At 61.0% G+C, this 14,156-nt stretch carries 14 protein-coding genes; 13 read left to right on the top strand and 1 reads right to left on the bottom strand.

All coding sequences use genetic code 11. The features are described 5' to 3' along the window. The first annotated feature begins 24 nt into the window (after nt 1–24). From ctaD to SMD27_RS14030, 11 genes are all read left to right on the top strand, one after another. On the top strand, nt 25–1,653 hold the full coding sequence (gene ctaD / locus SMD27_RS14080) for a cytochrome c oxidase subunit I (RefSeq protein ID WP_320509037.1): 1,629 nt from the start codon (nt 25–27) through the stop codon (nt 1,651–1,653). Nucleotides 1,654–1,782: 129 nt separating this feature from the next. Beyond that, a complete protein-coding gene (cyoE, locus tag SMD27_RS14075) occupies nt 1,783–2,730 on the top strand; it encodes a heme o synthase (RefSeq protein ID WP_320509181.1) in 948 nt (315 codons plus the stop codon). Then, nucleotides 2,731–2,889 carry a hypothetical protein gene (locus SMD27_RS14070; RefSeq protein ID WP_320509036.1) on the top strand — a complete coding sequence of 53 codons (159 nt, stop codon included), beginning with the start codon at nt 2,731–2,733 and terminating at the stop codon, nt 2,887–2,889. A gap of 9 nt (nt 2,890–2,898) precedes the next feature. Next, nucleotides 2,899–3,597 (top strand): cytochrome c oxidase assembly protein, encoded by a 699-nt coding sequence (locus tag SMD27_RS14065; RefSeq protein ID WP_320509035.1) that lies wholly within the window; start codon nt 2,899–2,901, stop codon nt 3,595–3,597. An 86-nt stretch (nt 3,598–3,683) separates the two neighbouring features. Continuing rightward, complete coding sequence (locus SMD27_RS14060; RefSeq protein ID WP_320509034.1) at nt 3,684–4,529, top strand: cytochrome c oxidase subunit 3; 846 nt, start codon at nt 3,684–3,686, stop codon at nt 4,527–4,529. A 46-nt stretch (nt 4,530–4,575) separates the two neighbouring features. Continuing rightward, on the top strand, nt 4,576–4,977 hold the full coding sequence (locus tag SMD27_RS14055) for a DUF983 domain-containing protein (RefSeq protein WP_320509033.1): 402 nt from the start codon (nt 4,576–4,578) through the stop codon (nt 4,975–4,977). Between the two features lie 10 nt (nt 4,978–4,987). After that, nucleotides 4,988–5,713 (top strand): SURF1 family protein, encoded by a 726-nt coding sequence (locus SMD27_RS14050; protein WP_320509032.1) that lies wholly within the window; start codon nt 4,988–4,990, stop codon nt 5,711–5,713. Next, complete coding sequence (locus SMD27_RS14045; protein ID WP_320509031.1) at nt 5,710–7,209, top strand: carboxypeptidase M32; 1,500 nt, start codon at nt 5,710–5,712, stop codon at nt 7,207–7,209. Before SMD27_RS14050 ends, SMD27_RS14045 begins: the two co-directional genes overlap by 4 nt. A 162-nt stretch (nt 7,210–7,371) precedes the next feature. Further along, the gene (gene thrC, locus SMD27_RS14040; RefSeq protein WP_320509030.1) at nt 7,372–8,781 is read left to right on the top strand and encodes a threonine synthase; all 1,410 of its coding nucleotides are present in this window, start codon (nt 7,372–7,374) and stop codon (nt 8,779–8,781) included. A gap of 90 nt (nt 8,782–8,871) precedes the next feature. Next, nucleotides 8,872–10,140, top strand: coding sequence for a M16 family metallopeptidase (locus SMD27_RS14035; protein WP_320509029.1), 1,269 nt, complete (start codon nt 8,872–8,874; stop codon nt 10,138–10,140). Nucleotides 10,141–10,156: 16 nt separating this feature from the next. Next, nucleotides 10,157–10,768 (top strand): GNAT family N-acetyltransferase, encoded by a 612-nt coding sequence (locus tag SMD27_RS14030; protein ID WP_320509028.1) that lies wholly within the window; start codon nt 10,157–10,159, stop codon nt 10,766–10,768. A gap of 18 nt (nt 10,769–10,786) precedes the next feature. On the opposite strand, the gene SMD27_RS14025 is transcribed toward SMD27_RS14030, so the two are convergent. Further along, on the bottom strand, nt 10,787–11,332 hold the full coding sequence (locus SMD27_RS14025) for a YqgE/AlgH family protein (protein WP_320509027.1): 546 nt from the start codon (nt 11,330–11,332) through the stop codon (nt 10,787–10,789). A 194-nt stretch (nt 11,333–11,526) separates the two neighbouring features. Here SMD27_RS14025 and SMD27_RS14020 point away from each other — a divergent pair, with 194 nt between their 5' ends. Together SMD27_RS14020 and SMD27_RS14015 are read left to right on the top strand one after the other, a co-directional pair. After that, nucleotides 11,527–13,542 (top strand): protein-disulfide reductase DsbD family protein, encoded by a 2,016-nt coding sequence (locus SMD27_RS14020; RefSeq protein ID WP_320509026.1) that lies wholly within the window; start codon nt 11,527–11,529, stop codon nt 13,540–13,542. 90 nt (nt 13,543–13,632) lie between these two features. Continuing rightward, complete coding sequence (locus SMD27_RS14015) at nt 13,633–14,115, top strand: peroxiredoxin (RefSeq protein WP_320509025.1); 483 nt, start codon at nt 13,633–13,635, stop codon at nt 14,113–14,115. Nucleotides 14,116–14,156: the final 41 nt, after the last annotated feature.

The raw sequence follows: 14,156 nt of genomic DNA, 5'->3' as shown, positions 1-14,156 counted from the left end.
ATCAAGAAGATAGAGGGACGACACATGAGCCCGGTAAGTACTCACCACGCCGCGCATGATCATCACGATCACAAGCCCGGTTTTGTCGCGCGTTGGCTCTTTTCGACCAACCATAAGGACATCGGCACGCTCTATATGATCTTCTCGGTCTGCGCCGGTTTGATCGGCGGGGCCTTCTCGGTCTATATGCGCGCAGAGCTGATGCATCCCGGCATCCAGTTCTTCGGCACCGATGCCAATCCCGACGGCCAGATGTGGAACGTCATCATCTCGGCTCACGCTTTGATCATGATCTTCTTCACCGTCATGCCGGCCATGATGGGTGCCTTCGGCAACTGGTTCGTGCCGCTGATGATCGGCGCGCCGGATATGGCCTTCCCGCGCATGAACAATATCAGCTTCTGGCTGCTCGTCGCGGCTTCGGTGCTGATGTTCTCCTCGCCCTTCGTGGATGGCGGCGCCGGCACCGGCTGGACCCTCTATCCGCCGCTCTCCAGCGACGGCCAGCCCGGCCGCGCGGTCGACATGGCGATCTTCGCCATGCACCTTGCCGGTGCATCGTCGATCCTGGGTGCGATCAACTTCATCACCACCATCTTCAACATGCGCGCGCCGGGCATGACCCTGCATAAGATGCCGCTGTTCGTGTGGTCGGTGCTGGTCACCGCCTTCCTGCTGCTGCTGTCGCTGCCGGTTTTCGGCGGTGCCATCACCATGCTGCTGACGGACCGGAATTTCGGTTCGCACTTCTTCAAGCCGGAAGGCGGCGGCGATCCGCTCCTGTTCCAGCATCTGTTCTGGTTCTTCGGCCATCCCGAAGTCTACATCATGATCCTGCCGGGCTTCGGCATGGTCAGCCAGATCATCTCCACCTTCTCGAAGAAGCCGGTCTTCGGTTATCTCGGCATGGCCTATGCCATGGTGGCGATCGGTGTGGTCGGCTTCGTGGTCTGGGCGCACCACATGTATGTGGTCGGCCTGGATGTCGATACCCGCGCCTACTTCATGGCGGCGACGATGGTGATCGCGGTGCCGACCGGCATCAAGATCTTCTCCTGGATCGCCACGATGTGGAACGGTTCGATCAGCTTCAAGACCCCGATGCTGTGGGCGACCGGCTTCATCTTCCTGTTCACCATCGGCGGCGTGACCGGCGTGGTGCTGGCCAATGCGCCGATCGACGTTGCGATGCATGACACCTATTACGTGGTGGCGCACTTCCACTACGTGCTGTCTTTGGGTGCCGTGTTCTCGATCTTCGCCGGCTACTACTACTGGATCGGCAAGATGTCGGGCCGGCAGTATCCGGAATGGGCGGGTAAGCTGCACTTCTGGACGACTTTCATCGGCGTCAACCTGACCTTCTTCCCACAGCACTTCCTGGGTCTGGCCGGCATGCCGCGCCGCTACCCGGATTATCCGGTGGCCTTCGCCTTCTGGAATGAAGTCTCCTCGATCGGTGCCTTCATCTCCTATGGCTCCACCTTGTTCTTCTTCGTCGTCGCGCTCTACACGATCTTCGCTGGCAAGCGCATCGGCGTGAACAATCAGTGGGGCGAAGGGGCGACGACTCTGGAATGGACGGTGAGCTCGCCGCCGCCGTTCCATACCTTCGAAGAACTGCCGCGGATCGAAGCCTCCGCTGGGCACTAAAACTGAGCGCGACGGCGGGATTTCCCGCCGTCGCTGCTCTGACGGAACGTGATTTTGAGCGAAACTGTAGAATTGGGGATTCTTGTGGCCGACGAGAGCCTCGACATTGCCGCCAATACTGATCACCGCGTGCGCGAATTGTCGGGTGCGGTTGCCGGTGCGCGTGTCAGCGACTTCATTGCCTTGCTGAAGCCGCGCGTGATGTCACTGGTGGTCTTTTCCGGCTTGGCCGGTCTGGTGGTCGCGCCGGGCCATATCCATCCTCTGATCGCGGCGGTGGCGGTTCTCTGCATTGCGGTCGGCGCCGGCGCCTCGGGCGCCATCAATATGTGGTACGACCGGGATATCGATGCGGTGATGACCCGCACGCGCAACCGGCCGATTCCCAAAGGCAATGTCGATCCCAACGAAGCCTTGGGCTTCGGTTTGGTGCTGGCGCTGTTTTCCGTCGTGCTGATGGGCATGGCGGTCAATTGGACGGCGGGATCGCTACTTGCTTTCACGATCTTTTTCTATGTCATCATTTATACGATGTGGCTGAAGCGACGGACGCCGCAGAACATCGTTATCGGCGGTGCAGCCGGTGCTTTCCCGCCGATGATCGGCTGGGCCGCCGTGACCGGCGATATAAGCCTCGCCTCGATCTCGCTCTTCCTGCTGATCTTTATGTGGACGCCGCCGCATTTCTGGGCGCTTTCGCTCTATCGCGAGGGCGACTATGCCAAGGCGGGTGTGCCGATGATGCCGGTTGTCGCCGGTGCCCGGTCGACCAAGATCCAAATGCTCGTCTATACCCTGGTGCTGCTGCCGATCGCTTTGGTGCCGGCTGTGCTCGGCGTGGCGGGATCGATCTATGCGGTGACGGCCCTTCTGCTGAATATCGGTTTCATCACCCATGCCCTGCGCGTGCTGGGCAGCAGCGATCTGCGCCGGGCCCAGGCGATGTTTAAATACTCGCTGCTCTATCTTTCCCTGCATTTCGCGGTGCTCATGATCGATCGCGCACCCGGCTTGCTGCATATCGACTCCCTGTCCGGCTTGATCGATCCGGCCTGGCTGCACATGCTGGTGGGCTGAATGATGGCGAGCAAAACCGAAGGCCATAATGACCGCCAGGCCATCGATGCCGAAAGGCGACGTCGCCAGCGCGGCCGCAACTGGGCGGTGCTGCTCGCGCTGGTCGCATTTTGCGCCATCGTCTATGGGATCACGTTGGTCCGCCTGACAGGACATTGAGAACATCGCATGAGCAGCCCTGTGCAAAATAGCGAGATGCCGCCGCAGAATTCCAAACCGGCCCGTCCCGCGCTGTCGCAGCGTGAGCGCCGTAACCGGAACGTCATGCTGATTCTGGCGGGTGTGGTGTTCGGGATGATCGGCCTCGCTTATGCCTCGGTGCCGCTCTACTCGCTGTTCTGCAAGGTGACGGGCTATCAGGGCACGCCGCGGCAGGTGGCGGCCAATACCTCCGATGCCAGCACCCGTGTCGTGACAGTGACTTTCAATGCCGATGTCGCAAACGGCCTCGGCTGGCGTTTCCGACCCAAGCAGAAGTCGATGGAAGTTCAGGTCGGCAAAAGCTATCTCGCTTTCTTCGAAGCTGAGAACATGGAAAGCAAGCCGGTGACGGGAACGGCGACCTTCAATATCTCGCCCGATCCGTTCGGCGCCTATTTCGATAAGACGGCTTGCTTCTGCTTCACGCTGCAAACGCTGCAGCCGGGCCAGAAAGTCGATATGCCGGTGAGTTTCTATATCGATGCTGGGGTCCTGAAAGATCCGACGCTGACGAAAATCAACGACATAACTCTGTCCTACACCTTCTTCCGCGCGGCGGACCAGAAAGCGGCCACCACCTTGGGAGCTGCCGAAGAGGCTGCGGGCAAAAGCGGAGCTGCGACTGCCGGTGCGTCTGGCAGCGGACAGAAGAGTTCGGTAAATTGACCATGATTGCCGACCCGTTCGGCGCATGTTTTATGGGGATGTAGCCGTCCTGATTTCCAGGGGCGGTCAAGAAGGGAAGAGTGGAAATGAGTGCAGCAGATAGCGCCCACAAGGCCAATCATCCGTATCATCTGGTGAATCCCAGCCCGTGGCCGTTGACCGGCTCTTTGGGCGGCCTGATGTTCGCCGCGGGCATGATCCAGTTTATGCATGATCAGCCATTGGGCGGTTTGCCGCCGATCTGGTGGATTGCGCCGGGTATCGTCTTCATCCTCGGCACGATGTTCTTCTGGTTCAGCGACATCGTCGATGAAGCCGAGCATCAGGGGCACCACAATCCGGTCGTGCAGATCGGCCTGCGCTACGGCATGTCGATGTTCATCGCTTCCGAAGTGATGTTCTTCGCCGCCTTCTTCTGGGCTTTCTTCGATGCCGCGCTCTTCCCGAAGGAAGGTATCGGCGGCGTCTGGCCGCCGAAGGGCATTCATCCGTTCGATCCGTTCGAACTGCCGCTGCTCAACACCCTGATCCTGCTGACGTCGGGTTGCACGGTCACCTGGGCGCACCATGCGCTGCGTGAAGGCGACCGCAAGGGCCTGATCCAGGGCCTCGCGCTGACGGTCCTGCTGGGTCTAACCTTCACCGCCTGCCAAGCTTATGAATATGCCCATGCGGCTTTCGGCTTCAAGGACACCGTCTTCGCCTCGACCTTCTTCATGGCGACCGGCTTCCACGGCTTCCACGTGATCGTCGGTACGGTTTTCCTCGCGGTTTGCCTGTTCCGCGCGATCCGCGGCCATTTCAAGCCGGAGCATCATTTCGGCTTCGAAGCCGCCGCCTGGTACTGGCATTTCGTCGACGTGGTATGGCTGTTCCTGTTCATCTTCGTCTATATCTGGGGCGGTGGTTCCGGTCCCTATGCCAGCCACTAAGCCCGGCACTCGTTCCATCGGCTTGATTGCCGGGGACATCATTTAATTGGCCGGCGGCGTCTCCAGACCGTCGCCGGTCAGCACCGGATTAGCCTGCCGTTGCCCGCGCTGTGGGCGCGGCGGGCTTTTTTCCGGCTTTCTTACCCTGGTCGAGCGCTGCGAGATTTGCCAGCTTGACCTGCGGGCCGCCGATAGCGGCGATGGGCCGGCGGTCTTCGTCATCTTCATCGTCCTCGCCATTGCGGTTCCCTTCGCCTTTTCCATCTGGACGTGGTTCGGCTGGCCGGCCTGGCTGGTCATGCTATTGACCTCGGTCCTGGTGCTCGGCGGTTCGCTTGGCCTGTTGCGGCCGGCTAAAGCCATTCTTATTGCCCTGCAATTTCGTCATCGACCCCAGGACAGCTTCCGCCAGAATGGCGGCAGCAGTCGTGGCGTCGGCGACCATTGAGACTGAAGACATGTTGTTATCACGGCTGAAATTCCGTCCCACCCTCGGGCCCACCCTGTTTACGGTGCCGGCCGTCCTGATGATGATCGGTCTTTCGATCTGGCAGGTGCAACGTCTGCACTGGAAGGAAAACTTGATCGCCGATCGCCAGGCGCGCGTCACTGCCGCGCCGGTTGCGCTGCCGGCCGCCGGTGGCGATCTCGGCGCCGCCGAATATCGCCGGGTGAGTCTGACGGGCCAATACCAGCACGATCATGAACTTTACCTGGCGGCGCGGTCGATGAACGGCAATGTCGGCTATCACATCCTGACGCCTTTCGTCCTTCAGGGCGGGGACACGGTGCTGGTCGATCGCGGTTGGGTGCCGACCGAAAAGAAACTGCCGGAATCGCGCCAAGCCGGGCAGCAGGCAGGTACGTTGACGGTCGATGGCATTGTCCGTCTCTCGCAACAAAAGGCCTGGATGCAGCCGGATAATGAGCCGGATCAGAATGTCTGGTTCTTCATCGACCTGCCGGCCATCGCCAAACATCTCGGCGCGCCTGCGATGCGCCAGGATATATATGTCGACGCGGGTCCCGCTCCGGTGCCCGGAGGCTATCCTTTAGGCGGGCAAACCCATATCAATCTGCCCAACGATCATCTGCAATATGCCATCACCTGGGCTTTGCTGGCGGGCGCGCTGATCGTCATCTATATTCTCTATCACCTGCGACTGCAGCGGGAGCAGCAATGACCGTTCTCGACGCTTATAAAAGCCTGGAAACCCGTTTCCGACGCTGGTCGGCCCTGCGGGAAGCGGCCGGCATGTTGACCTGGGATATGGCGGCGGTGATGCCGGAGGGCGGGCACGGCGCACGCGCCGAGCAATTGGCTGCACTGGATGTCGTCAGCCACGAAATGCTGACGGCGCCCGAAACCGGAGAGCTTCTGGCCGCGGCGCAGGAAAGCAACAGGCTTGATGTCTGGCAGATTGCCAATCTGGCCGAGATGCAGCGGCTCTACGTCCATGCGACGGCCTTGGACAGCGATCTGGTCGAAGCACTGACCAAAGCCTGTACTACCTGCGAAGGCATATGGCGCAAGGCGCGGCCGGCAGCGGATTTTGCTCAGGTGAAACCCTATCTGCAGGAAGTGCTTTCGCTGACCCGCCAGGCCGCGGCCGCGAAGGCCGAGCGGCTCGGTTGCTCGCCCTATGAAGCTTTGATGGATCAATACGAGCCGGGCGCCAAGGTCGCCGCAATCGATGCGATCTTTGCCGATTACGCGGCTTTCCTGCCGGATTTTCTCGCTGAGGTTCTGGCCCATCAAGCGCAACAGCAGGCCCCGGTCGAGCCCCGCGGACCATTCGCGATCGACAAGCAAAAGGAACTCGGCCAGCGGATCATGGGAACCATGGGGTTCGATTTCACCCATGGGCGTCTCGACACCAGCCTGCACCCGTTCTGCGGCGGCACGCCGGACGATGTGCGCATCACCACGCGCTACGACGAAAGCCAGTTCGTCTATGCCCTGATGGGTATCATCCACGAAACCGGCCATGCGCTATACGAACGGCAATTGCCGGCCGATTGGCGTCTGCAGCCGGTCGGTCAGGCGCGCGGCATGACCATGCATGAAAGCCAGTCGCTCCTGATGGAGATGCAGGCTTGCCGCAGCGAGGCTTTCTGCGGCTATCTCGCGCCGCTCCTGATGGACGCTTTTCCGGGGAACGAGGCGGCTTTCGCGCCGGACAACCTGCGCCGGCTCTATACCCGTGTGAAGCCGGGCTTCATCCGGGTCGATGCCGATGAGGTTACTTACCCGGCGCATGTCATTCTGCGCTATCGCCTGGAACAGGCGCTGATCGCCGGCGAGCTGAGCCTGGACGATTTGCCCGGGGCCTGGAATGACGGTTTCAAGGCCTTGCTTGGGCTCGATGTGCCCAGCGACTGCGAAGGCTGTCTGCAGGATATTCACTGGTATGATGGGGCCTTCGGCTATTTCCCCTGCTACAGCCTGGGGGCGATGACGGCGGCGCAGATCTTCGCGGCTGCCGTTGCGGCCAGGCCGGAAATCCCGGCAGCGATCGGGCGGGGCGATTTCGCACCGCTGCGGAATTGGCTGGCCACGAATGTTCACGGCTTGGGGTCCAGCCTGTCGACGCCGGAAATCGTAACCCGCGCGACCGGCCGGCCGCTGGATATCGCCGTCTTCAAGAACCATCTGCGGCAGCGTTATCTAGCCGGCTGACGGCTGGAACAGGTGCGGAACATCCGGTGGCATTGGCCGCCGCCGGACCGCTTATTTCGCTGCTGCATCGGTGGGCTGACCATTTCTCATTGGCCTTCTTGGTGACTTGCACCGAACATGCCCGGCTACTAGGTTCGGCACGTTGTTAAGAGGATTGACCCTGTGCGTTATATCAGTACCCGCGGCGCGGCGCCGGCATTGGAATTCGACGATGTTCTTTTGGCCGGCTTGGCGCGCGACGGTGGCCTCTATGTGCCGGAAACCTGGCCCAGCCTGACGACCGAAGCCATTCGCGCTTTGCGCGGCAAGTCCTATGCGGATATCGCCGTCGCGGTCATGCAGCCTTTTCTCATTGGCGAGACCGGGGGCAAGATCGGCGATGGTGATTTCACCGCTATGGTCAAAGATGCCTATGCCGCTTTCCGGCACCAGGCCGTCGTCCCGCTGAAACAGATCGACCAGTCGCTCTGGTTGATGGAGCTATTCCACGGTCCGACCTTGGCCTTCAAGGATGTCGCCTTGCAGTTGGTCGGCCGCCTCTATGATCATGTGCTGAAAGCGCGAAAGCAGCGTGTGACGATCATCGGCGCGACCTCTGGCGATACCGGCTCGGCGGCGCTGGAAGCTTGCCGCGACCGCGATGCGATCGACATCTTCATCCTGCATCCGAAGGGTCGCGTCTCGGAAGTGCAGCGCCGTCAGATGACGACGATCGATTCAGCCAATGTGTTCAACATCGCGCTCGAAGGCACTTTCGACGATTGCCAGGACATGGTGAAGGCGATGTTCAATGATCACGCCTTCCGCGACCGCGTGAACATGTCGGCGGTGAATTCCATCAACTGGGCGCGGGTAATGGCGCAGATCGTCTATTATGTCGTCGGGGCGGTGGCGCTCGGCGCACCAGATCGGCGCATCGGCTTCTCGGTTCCCAGCGGGAACTTCGGCAATGTCTATGCGGGCTATGGCGCGCGGCAAATGGGCCTGGACATCGCGCCGCTCATCATCGGCTCAAATCGCAATGATATCCTTGCACGCTTCTTCAATACCGCGGCGATGCAGATCACCCAGGTCGAGCCGAGCCTGAGCCCGTCCATGGATATCCAGGTCTCCAGCAATCTCGAAAGGCTGCTATTCGATCTCTATGGCCGAGACGGCCAGGCCTTGGCGGCGGCCATGGGTGATTTCCGCAAGGCGGGCCGCATGACCGCGCCGCGGCAGAGCTGGAAACAAGTCGAAACGCTGTTCGCCGCTGCCGCCTTCGATGACAAGGCGACCCTGGCGGCGATGGGCGATCTCTATAAGCGGACCGGCGAACTGATCGATCCGCATAGCGCGATCGGGATTGCGGCCGCGGAAGCCAAGCGGGCGGATCCGGAAATCCCAATCATTGCCCTGGCAACCGCCCATCCGGCAAAATTCCCCGAGGCGGTTGAACGGGCCACCGGTCGCCGGCCGGACTTGCCGGACCACCTTGCCGACCTTTACGATCGGTCTGAGCGCATGACGGTTCTGCCCAACAACCTCGAGCGCGTGAAGGATTTTGTGCTCGCGAGTCGGCGGAATCAGTAGTTATCTCAAAGCGTTATGAGGAAGACGAAACTGACTAAGACATCTGGCACGACAAATACCCGCACGAAGCAAGCCTCGAACAGCGCAGGGTTGGATCCCGCATCCACGGTTCGTATCACCACATTGCCGAACGGCTTCCGGATCGCCACCGACCGCATGGAATCGGTGGAGACTGCGGCGATCGGCATCTGGGCTGCGGTCGGAACGCGCCACGAACCCGCAGAGCATAACGGTGTCGCGCATCTCTTGGAGCATATGGCATTCAAGGGGACGAAGCGGCGCAGCGCCCGCGACATCGTTGTCGAGATCGAGGCGGTCGGCGGTTATCTCAACGCCTATACCGGTCGCGAGCAGACGGCCTATTATGCCCGTGTGCTCGCCAAGGACGTGCCGCTGGCGGTCGATATCATCGCCGACATCATCCAGAACTCGACTTACGAGGAAGCCGAGCTGGCACGCGAACGCGCCGTCGTATTGCAGGAAATCGGCCAGGCCGAGGATACCCCGGACGACATCATCTTCGATCACTTCCAGGAAATCGCTTATCCCGACCAGTCGATGGGTCGCCCGGTTCTGGGGCGTGCGGAAATCGTGCGCGATCTGCCGCGCGACGTGGTGGCCGGTTATCTGGAAAGCCGCTATCGCGCCGACCAGATGGTGCTTTGCGCGGCTGGCAAGGTGGATCACGACGTGCTGGTCGATCTGGCGATCAAGGCTTTCGACCGTTTACCGACCGGCGCGCGGCCGCTCGTCGAAGCGCCGAGCTATCGCGGCGGCGATCTGCGGCTCAACCGCGATCTGGAACAGGTGCATGTGGCCTTGGGCTTCGATGGTGTGGCCCAGGACCATCCCGATTATTATACCGCCTCGGTGATGTCGCAGCTTTTCGGCGGCGGCATGTCCTCACGGCTCTTCCTTGAAGTGCGGGAAAAGCGCGGTCTCGTCTACAGCATCAATAGTTTCTCGACGTCCTTCGACGATTGCGGGTTGTTCGGTGTCTATGCCGGCACCGGCGAAGAGGAAGTCGGTGAGATGATGCCGGTAATCTGCGATGAGCTGGCGCGCCTGCCGGATGATCTCAACGACGAGGAGGTCGTGCGTGCAGCGGCACAGTTGAAGGCTGGTACGCTGATGTCGCGGGAAAAGACCAGTGCGCGCTGCGAGCAGTTGGCCAATCAGGTGCTGGTTTTTGACCGGGCGATTCCGGTGCAGGAGATCGTTTCGAAGATCGATGCCGTCACCACCGATGACATCCGGCGCATCACCCGGCAGTTTCTTGTTTCACCGCCGACGTTGGTCACGCTCGGCCCGATCGGGCAGGTGATGCCCTACGACGATCTCCGGAAGCGCTTGTCCTGACGCGCGGGGCGGCGGCATGTTCGGAAAGGGCCCCCATTTCTCACCGCCGCCGCCATTATTGAGGAACGCGCGGGTCTATCTGCGTCCGCCGCAATTCGGCGACTTTCGGCAATGGGCCAGACTGCGTGGCGAGAGCCAAGCTTTTCTCGAACCTTGGGAGCCGAGTTGGGGAGAAGAGGCGCTCAGCCGCGCGACCTATCGGGATCGGACGACGCGCATGGCGCGCGACTGGCGCGCCGATGTCGCTTATAGCTTCCATATTTTCGAGCGGACCAATGACAGGCTGGTCGGCGGCGTCAATCTCAACAGCGTGCGACGCGGCGTTGCTCAGGCGGCCAGCATCGGCTACTGGCTTGGGCAGCAATATGCCCGCCAGGGCCTGATGTCCGCGACCTTGGCGCTGGCCCTGCCATTTGCTTTTCACGATCTGCATCTGCACCGGGTGGAAGCCGCCTGTCTCGGTGGCAATGACGCCAGCCGGACCCTGCTACATAAATTCGGCTTTCAGCCGATCGGCATCGCGCATAGCTGTCTCAAGATCAACGGTTTCTGGCAGGACCATATGCTGTTCGATCTGATCCTGGAAAACCTGCTGGTCTCCCGGGGCATGGCGGAACCAGTGAAATAATCTGCAGTGGAGGGAAGACTAGGCGCGGCCGGCGTCGCTCGAAAGAAGCTTGTAATCGACCCCCAGCTTGCCGATCGATCGTTCCCATTTATCGGTGAGCTGATCATCGAAAATAAGATCGTCATCCGCCGGCACGCAGAGCCAGGCATTGGCCTGGATTTCGGCGTCGAGCTGACCAGGTCCCCAGCCGGCATAGCCCAGGGCCAGCAAGCTGCGCTTCGGACCGCTGCCGGCGGCAATATCGCGCAGGATATCGATGGTGGCGGTCAGGCCGACATGCTCGCCCACCTGGAGGGTGGCGTCTTCCTGGTAATCGGCAGAATGGAGCACGAAACCTCGCCCGGTCTCCACCGGCCCGCCGCTGCGGATGCGGATGTGTTCGGCGTTGACAAGGCCGTCAATGCCAAGCTGTTCCAGAAGATCGGGGAAAGTGAGGGAACCGACCAGCCGGTTGATCACCAAGCCCATCGCCCCGTCGCCGGTATGGGCGCAAACATAGATGACCGTCCGGGAAAAACGGGCGTCCCGCATCTGCGGCATGGCGACCAGTAATTGGCCGGTCATAAAGCCTTGATGTAAAAGCCCTCTGGTCATCCGCTAAATGTAATTCTCCTGGCCGATGGCGACAAGATGGCAGGCTTCTAATATTCCCGTGAGTGATCGGCGGCGAAGTGGCGTATAAGCCTCGTTAGGCACGCGATATGCAAAGCAACTGACAGGATAATCAGCCCAAGTGATTGGCAAATGGTGAATCCCGCATGATCCGACGGGCGTGGCGCATAAAAGCAATCAATCGGCTGCTGGCCGGATTCGTCCTGCTGGCGGTGGCGGTCCAGGCCTGCCCGGCTCCTGCCAAGGCCGAGTCCGTGTCCAGCGAGACCGTGACGACGGATCAGACGGAAGTAAGCCTGATCTCGGCCGTGACCGGAACCGGTGATCTGAAGACGATCCCGCTCGGATTGCATTTCACACTGAAACCTGGCTGGAAGACTTACTGGCGAAGCCCCGGCGATGCCGGTTATCCCGTCACCATCGATTATCAGGGCTCCCGTAATCTGGCTGGCGCGGATATCGCCTGGCCCGCGCCCCATAGATTCCAGCTTTTTGGTTTGCAAACCTTCGGTTACAGCAAGGAAGTGGTGTTCCCGATTTCCGCCCGGCCGCAGGAGCCGGGCCAGCCGATGACGATCCGGGCGCAGATCCGCTATCTGGTCTGCGAGACTGTTTGCATCCCTTATACTGCCAACCTGACCTTGGCCATGCCGGCGGCACCGGCCGATCTCAGCGACGATGCGCCCCTCATCAACAAGTTCCGTTCTCTCGTGCCAGGCGATGGTGCGCGTGCCGGCTTCCGCCTCACCCAATTCGGCGTCGCAACCGATGGCCGATTGGTTGCCGATCTCGCGTCTGACGGGCAACCTTTTGCAATGCCGGATATCGTCATTGAGGGACCGGCTGGCTTCGATTTCGGTGCACCGAATACGGAAATCTCCGACGAGGGAATGCGGGCGCGGTTGATCGTGCCAGTGACGCGCAGCGCCAAGGCGCCGCAGCTCAGCGAAAGCGATCTGACGATCACGGTGGTCGATGGTGAGCGTGCGCTGGAACAAAAGGTTCGGCCGAGCGTGACCGGGATCATTGCCGACAGCGACGCGCTGGGTTGGACGCGATGGGTACGTCTCTTGCCCATTCTGGCTATCGCCCTCGTCGGCGGCCTGATCCTTAATGTCATGCCTTGTGTCTTGCCGGTTCTGGCCTTGAAACTGGCGGGTGTGGCCGATCATGCCGGGGCCGACCGACGCACCATTCGTCTCAGCTTTATCTCGACCGCTGCTGGCGTACTGGCAGCCTTCCTGCTGCTTGCTTTGGCGCTGGTCGGGTTGAAAGCGGCGGGAGCCACCATCGGTTGGGGCATTCAGTTCCAGCAACCGCTCTTTCTGTTACTCCTGATACTGGTCTGCCTGACCTTCGCCGCCAATCTCACCGGCTGGTTCGAAATTCCCCTGCCGGCCTTCATCGGCTCGGCGAGCGAGACACTGGAGAGATCCGGCACCAGCGCACTCGGCAAGTCCTTCCTGACCGGGATGTTGGCAACATTGATGGCCACGCCCTGTTCGGCGCCTTTCGTCGGCACTGCCGTCGGCTTTGCGCTGTCGCGCGGGGCCGGCGATATTCTACTGATTTTCGCCATGCTCGGCCTTGGGCTTGCTCTGCCTTACATCGTGGTGGCGTTGCTGCCAGGGGCGCTTACGTGGCTGCCGAAGCCCGGCCGCTGGATGCTGTGGTTAAAGCGCGTCCTGGCGTTAGCCCTGATCGGTTCGGCCTTGTGGCTCGGCTCGATTCTAGCCATTCAGCTTGGCCTTCTTCCGGGGCAACAGGCCGAAGCGAGTCGTAGCGGGGGGCTCGCCTGGCAGCCCTTCGAGGAGGCACGTATTGCCCCCCTCGTGCGTGACGGCAAGGTGGTTTTCGTCGATGTGACAGCGGCTTGGTGCGTGACCTGCCAGGCCAATAAACGGCTGGTAACGGACCGCCCGCCGGTTATCGACCGGCTCCAGCGGGCCGGTGTTGTGGCCATGCAGGCCGATTGGACCAAACCGGACGACACGATCGCCCGCTATCTTGCCGATCACGGCCGTTACGGAATTCCCTTCAACATCGTCTACGGCCCGGGCGCACCGCTGGGAATCGTCTTGCCGGAGCTGCTGACCAGCGATGCGGTCATCTCGGCGCTGCAACGCGCCGGGGCCGGCTCGTCAGCGGCGATCGAGCCGTGACCATCAACCGTAGGTGTCAGCAGACTTGGCTTTGATCGCCGGCTTGCCTATCTTGGCGGCATCGCGACAAGGTTAAGAAAGGACCATGTTATGAGCATCAAGGTTGGCGATCGCATCCCCAATGTCACGCTGAAATACATAGACAAGGACGGCATGCAGACGGTCAGTACCGATGACCTTTTCAAGGGGAAAAAGGTCGTGCTTTTTGCGCTGCCGGGTGCCTTCACGCCGACCTGCTCGGCAAAGCATCTTCCGGGCTACGTGACCCATGCGAGCGCCATTCGGGAAAAGGGTATCGATACCGTCGCCTGCCTGTCGGTCAATGATGCTTTTGTCATGGATGCCTGGGGCAAGCAGCAGAATGCGGAAGACAAGGTGCTGATGCTGGCCGATGGTAATGCGGATTTTTCCAAGGCGGTTGGCCTGACGATGGATGGCACGGCTTATGGCATGGGTTTGCGCGCCTGCCGTTACGCCATGGTGGTGCAGGATGGCGAGGTGAAGGCCTTGCATGTCGAAGCGCCGGGCGCTTTCGAGGTCTCCAGTGCCGAAGCCTTATTGAAGGCGCTCTAAGATCGCTGTATTCCGCGATGGGGCGGTAGCCTGGCTGCCGC

Origin of the sequence: Dongia soli (genome assembly GCF_034044715.1) — a bacterium.
GTDB classification, from domain to species: Bacteria; Pseudomonadota; Alphaproteobacteria; order Dongiales; family Dongiaceae; genus Dongia_B; species Dongia_B soli.
The sequence above is the reverse complement of the archived record's forward strand: the minus strand, read 5'-3'. Positions and strand labels throughout refer to the sequence as shown.

Bases quoted from the DNA above. Each gene is read 5' to 3' on its own strand.
- ctaD (WP_320509037.1), top strand. From the start codon at position 25: ATGAGCCCGGTAAGTACTCACCACGCCGCGCATGATCATCACGATCAC.
- SMD27_RS14070 (WP_320509036.1), top strand. From the start codon at position 2,731: ATGATGGCGAGCAAAACCGAAGGCCATAATGACCGCCAGGCCATCGAT.
- SMD27_RS14065 (WP_320509035.1), top strand. From the start codon at position 2,899: ATGAGCAGCCCTGTGCAAAATAGCGAGATGCCGCCGCAGAATTCCAAA.
- SMD27_RS14060 (WP_320509034.1), top strand. From the start codon at position 3,684: ATGAGTGCAGCAGATAGCGCCCACAAGGCCAATCATCCGTATCATCTG.
- SMD27_RS14050 (WP_320509032.1), top strand. From the start codon at position 4,988: ATGTTGTTATCACGGCTGAAATTCCGTCCCACCCTCGGGCCCACCCTG.
- SMD27_RS14045 (WP_320509031.1), top strand. From the start codon at position 5,710: ATGACCGTTCTCGACGCTTATAAAAGCCTGGAAACCCGTTTCCGACGC.
- SMD27_RS14030 (WP_320509028.1), top strand. From the start codon at position 10,157: ATGTTCGGAAAGGGCCCCCATTTCTCACCGCCGCCGCCATTATTGAGG.
- SMD27_RS14025 (WP_320509027.1), bottom strand. From the start codon at position 11,332: ATGACCGGCCAATTACTGGTCGCCATGCCGCAGATGCGGGACGCCCGT.
- SMD27_RS14020 (WP_320509026.1), top strand. From the start codon at position 11,527: ATGATCCGACGGGCGTGGCGCATAAAAGCAATCAATCGGCTGCTGGCC.
- SMD27_RS14015 (WP_320509025.1), top strand. From the start codon at position 13,633: ATGAGCATCAAGGTTGGCGATCGCATCCCCAATGTCACGCTGAAATAC.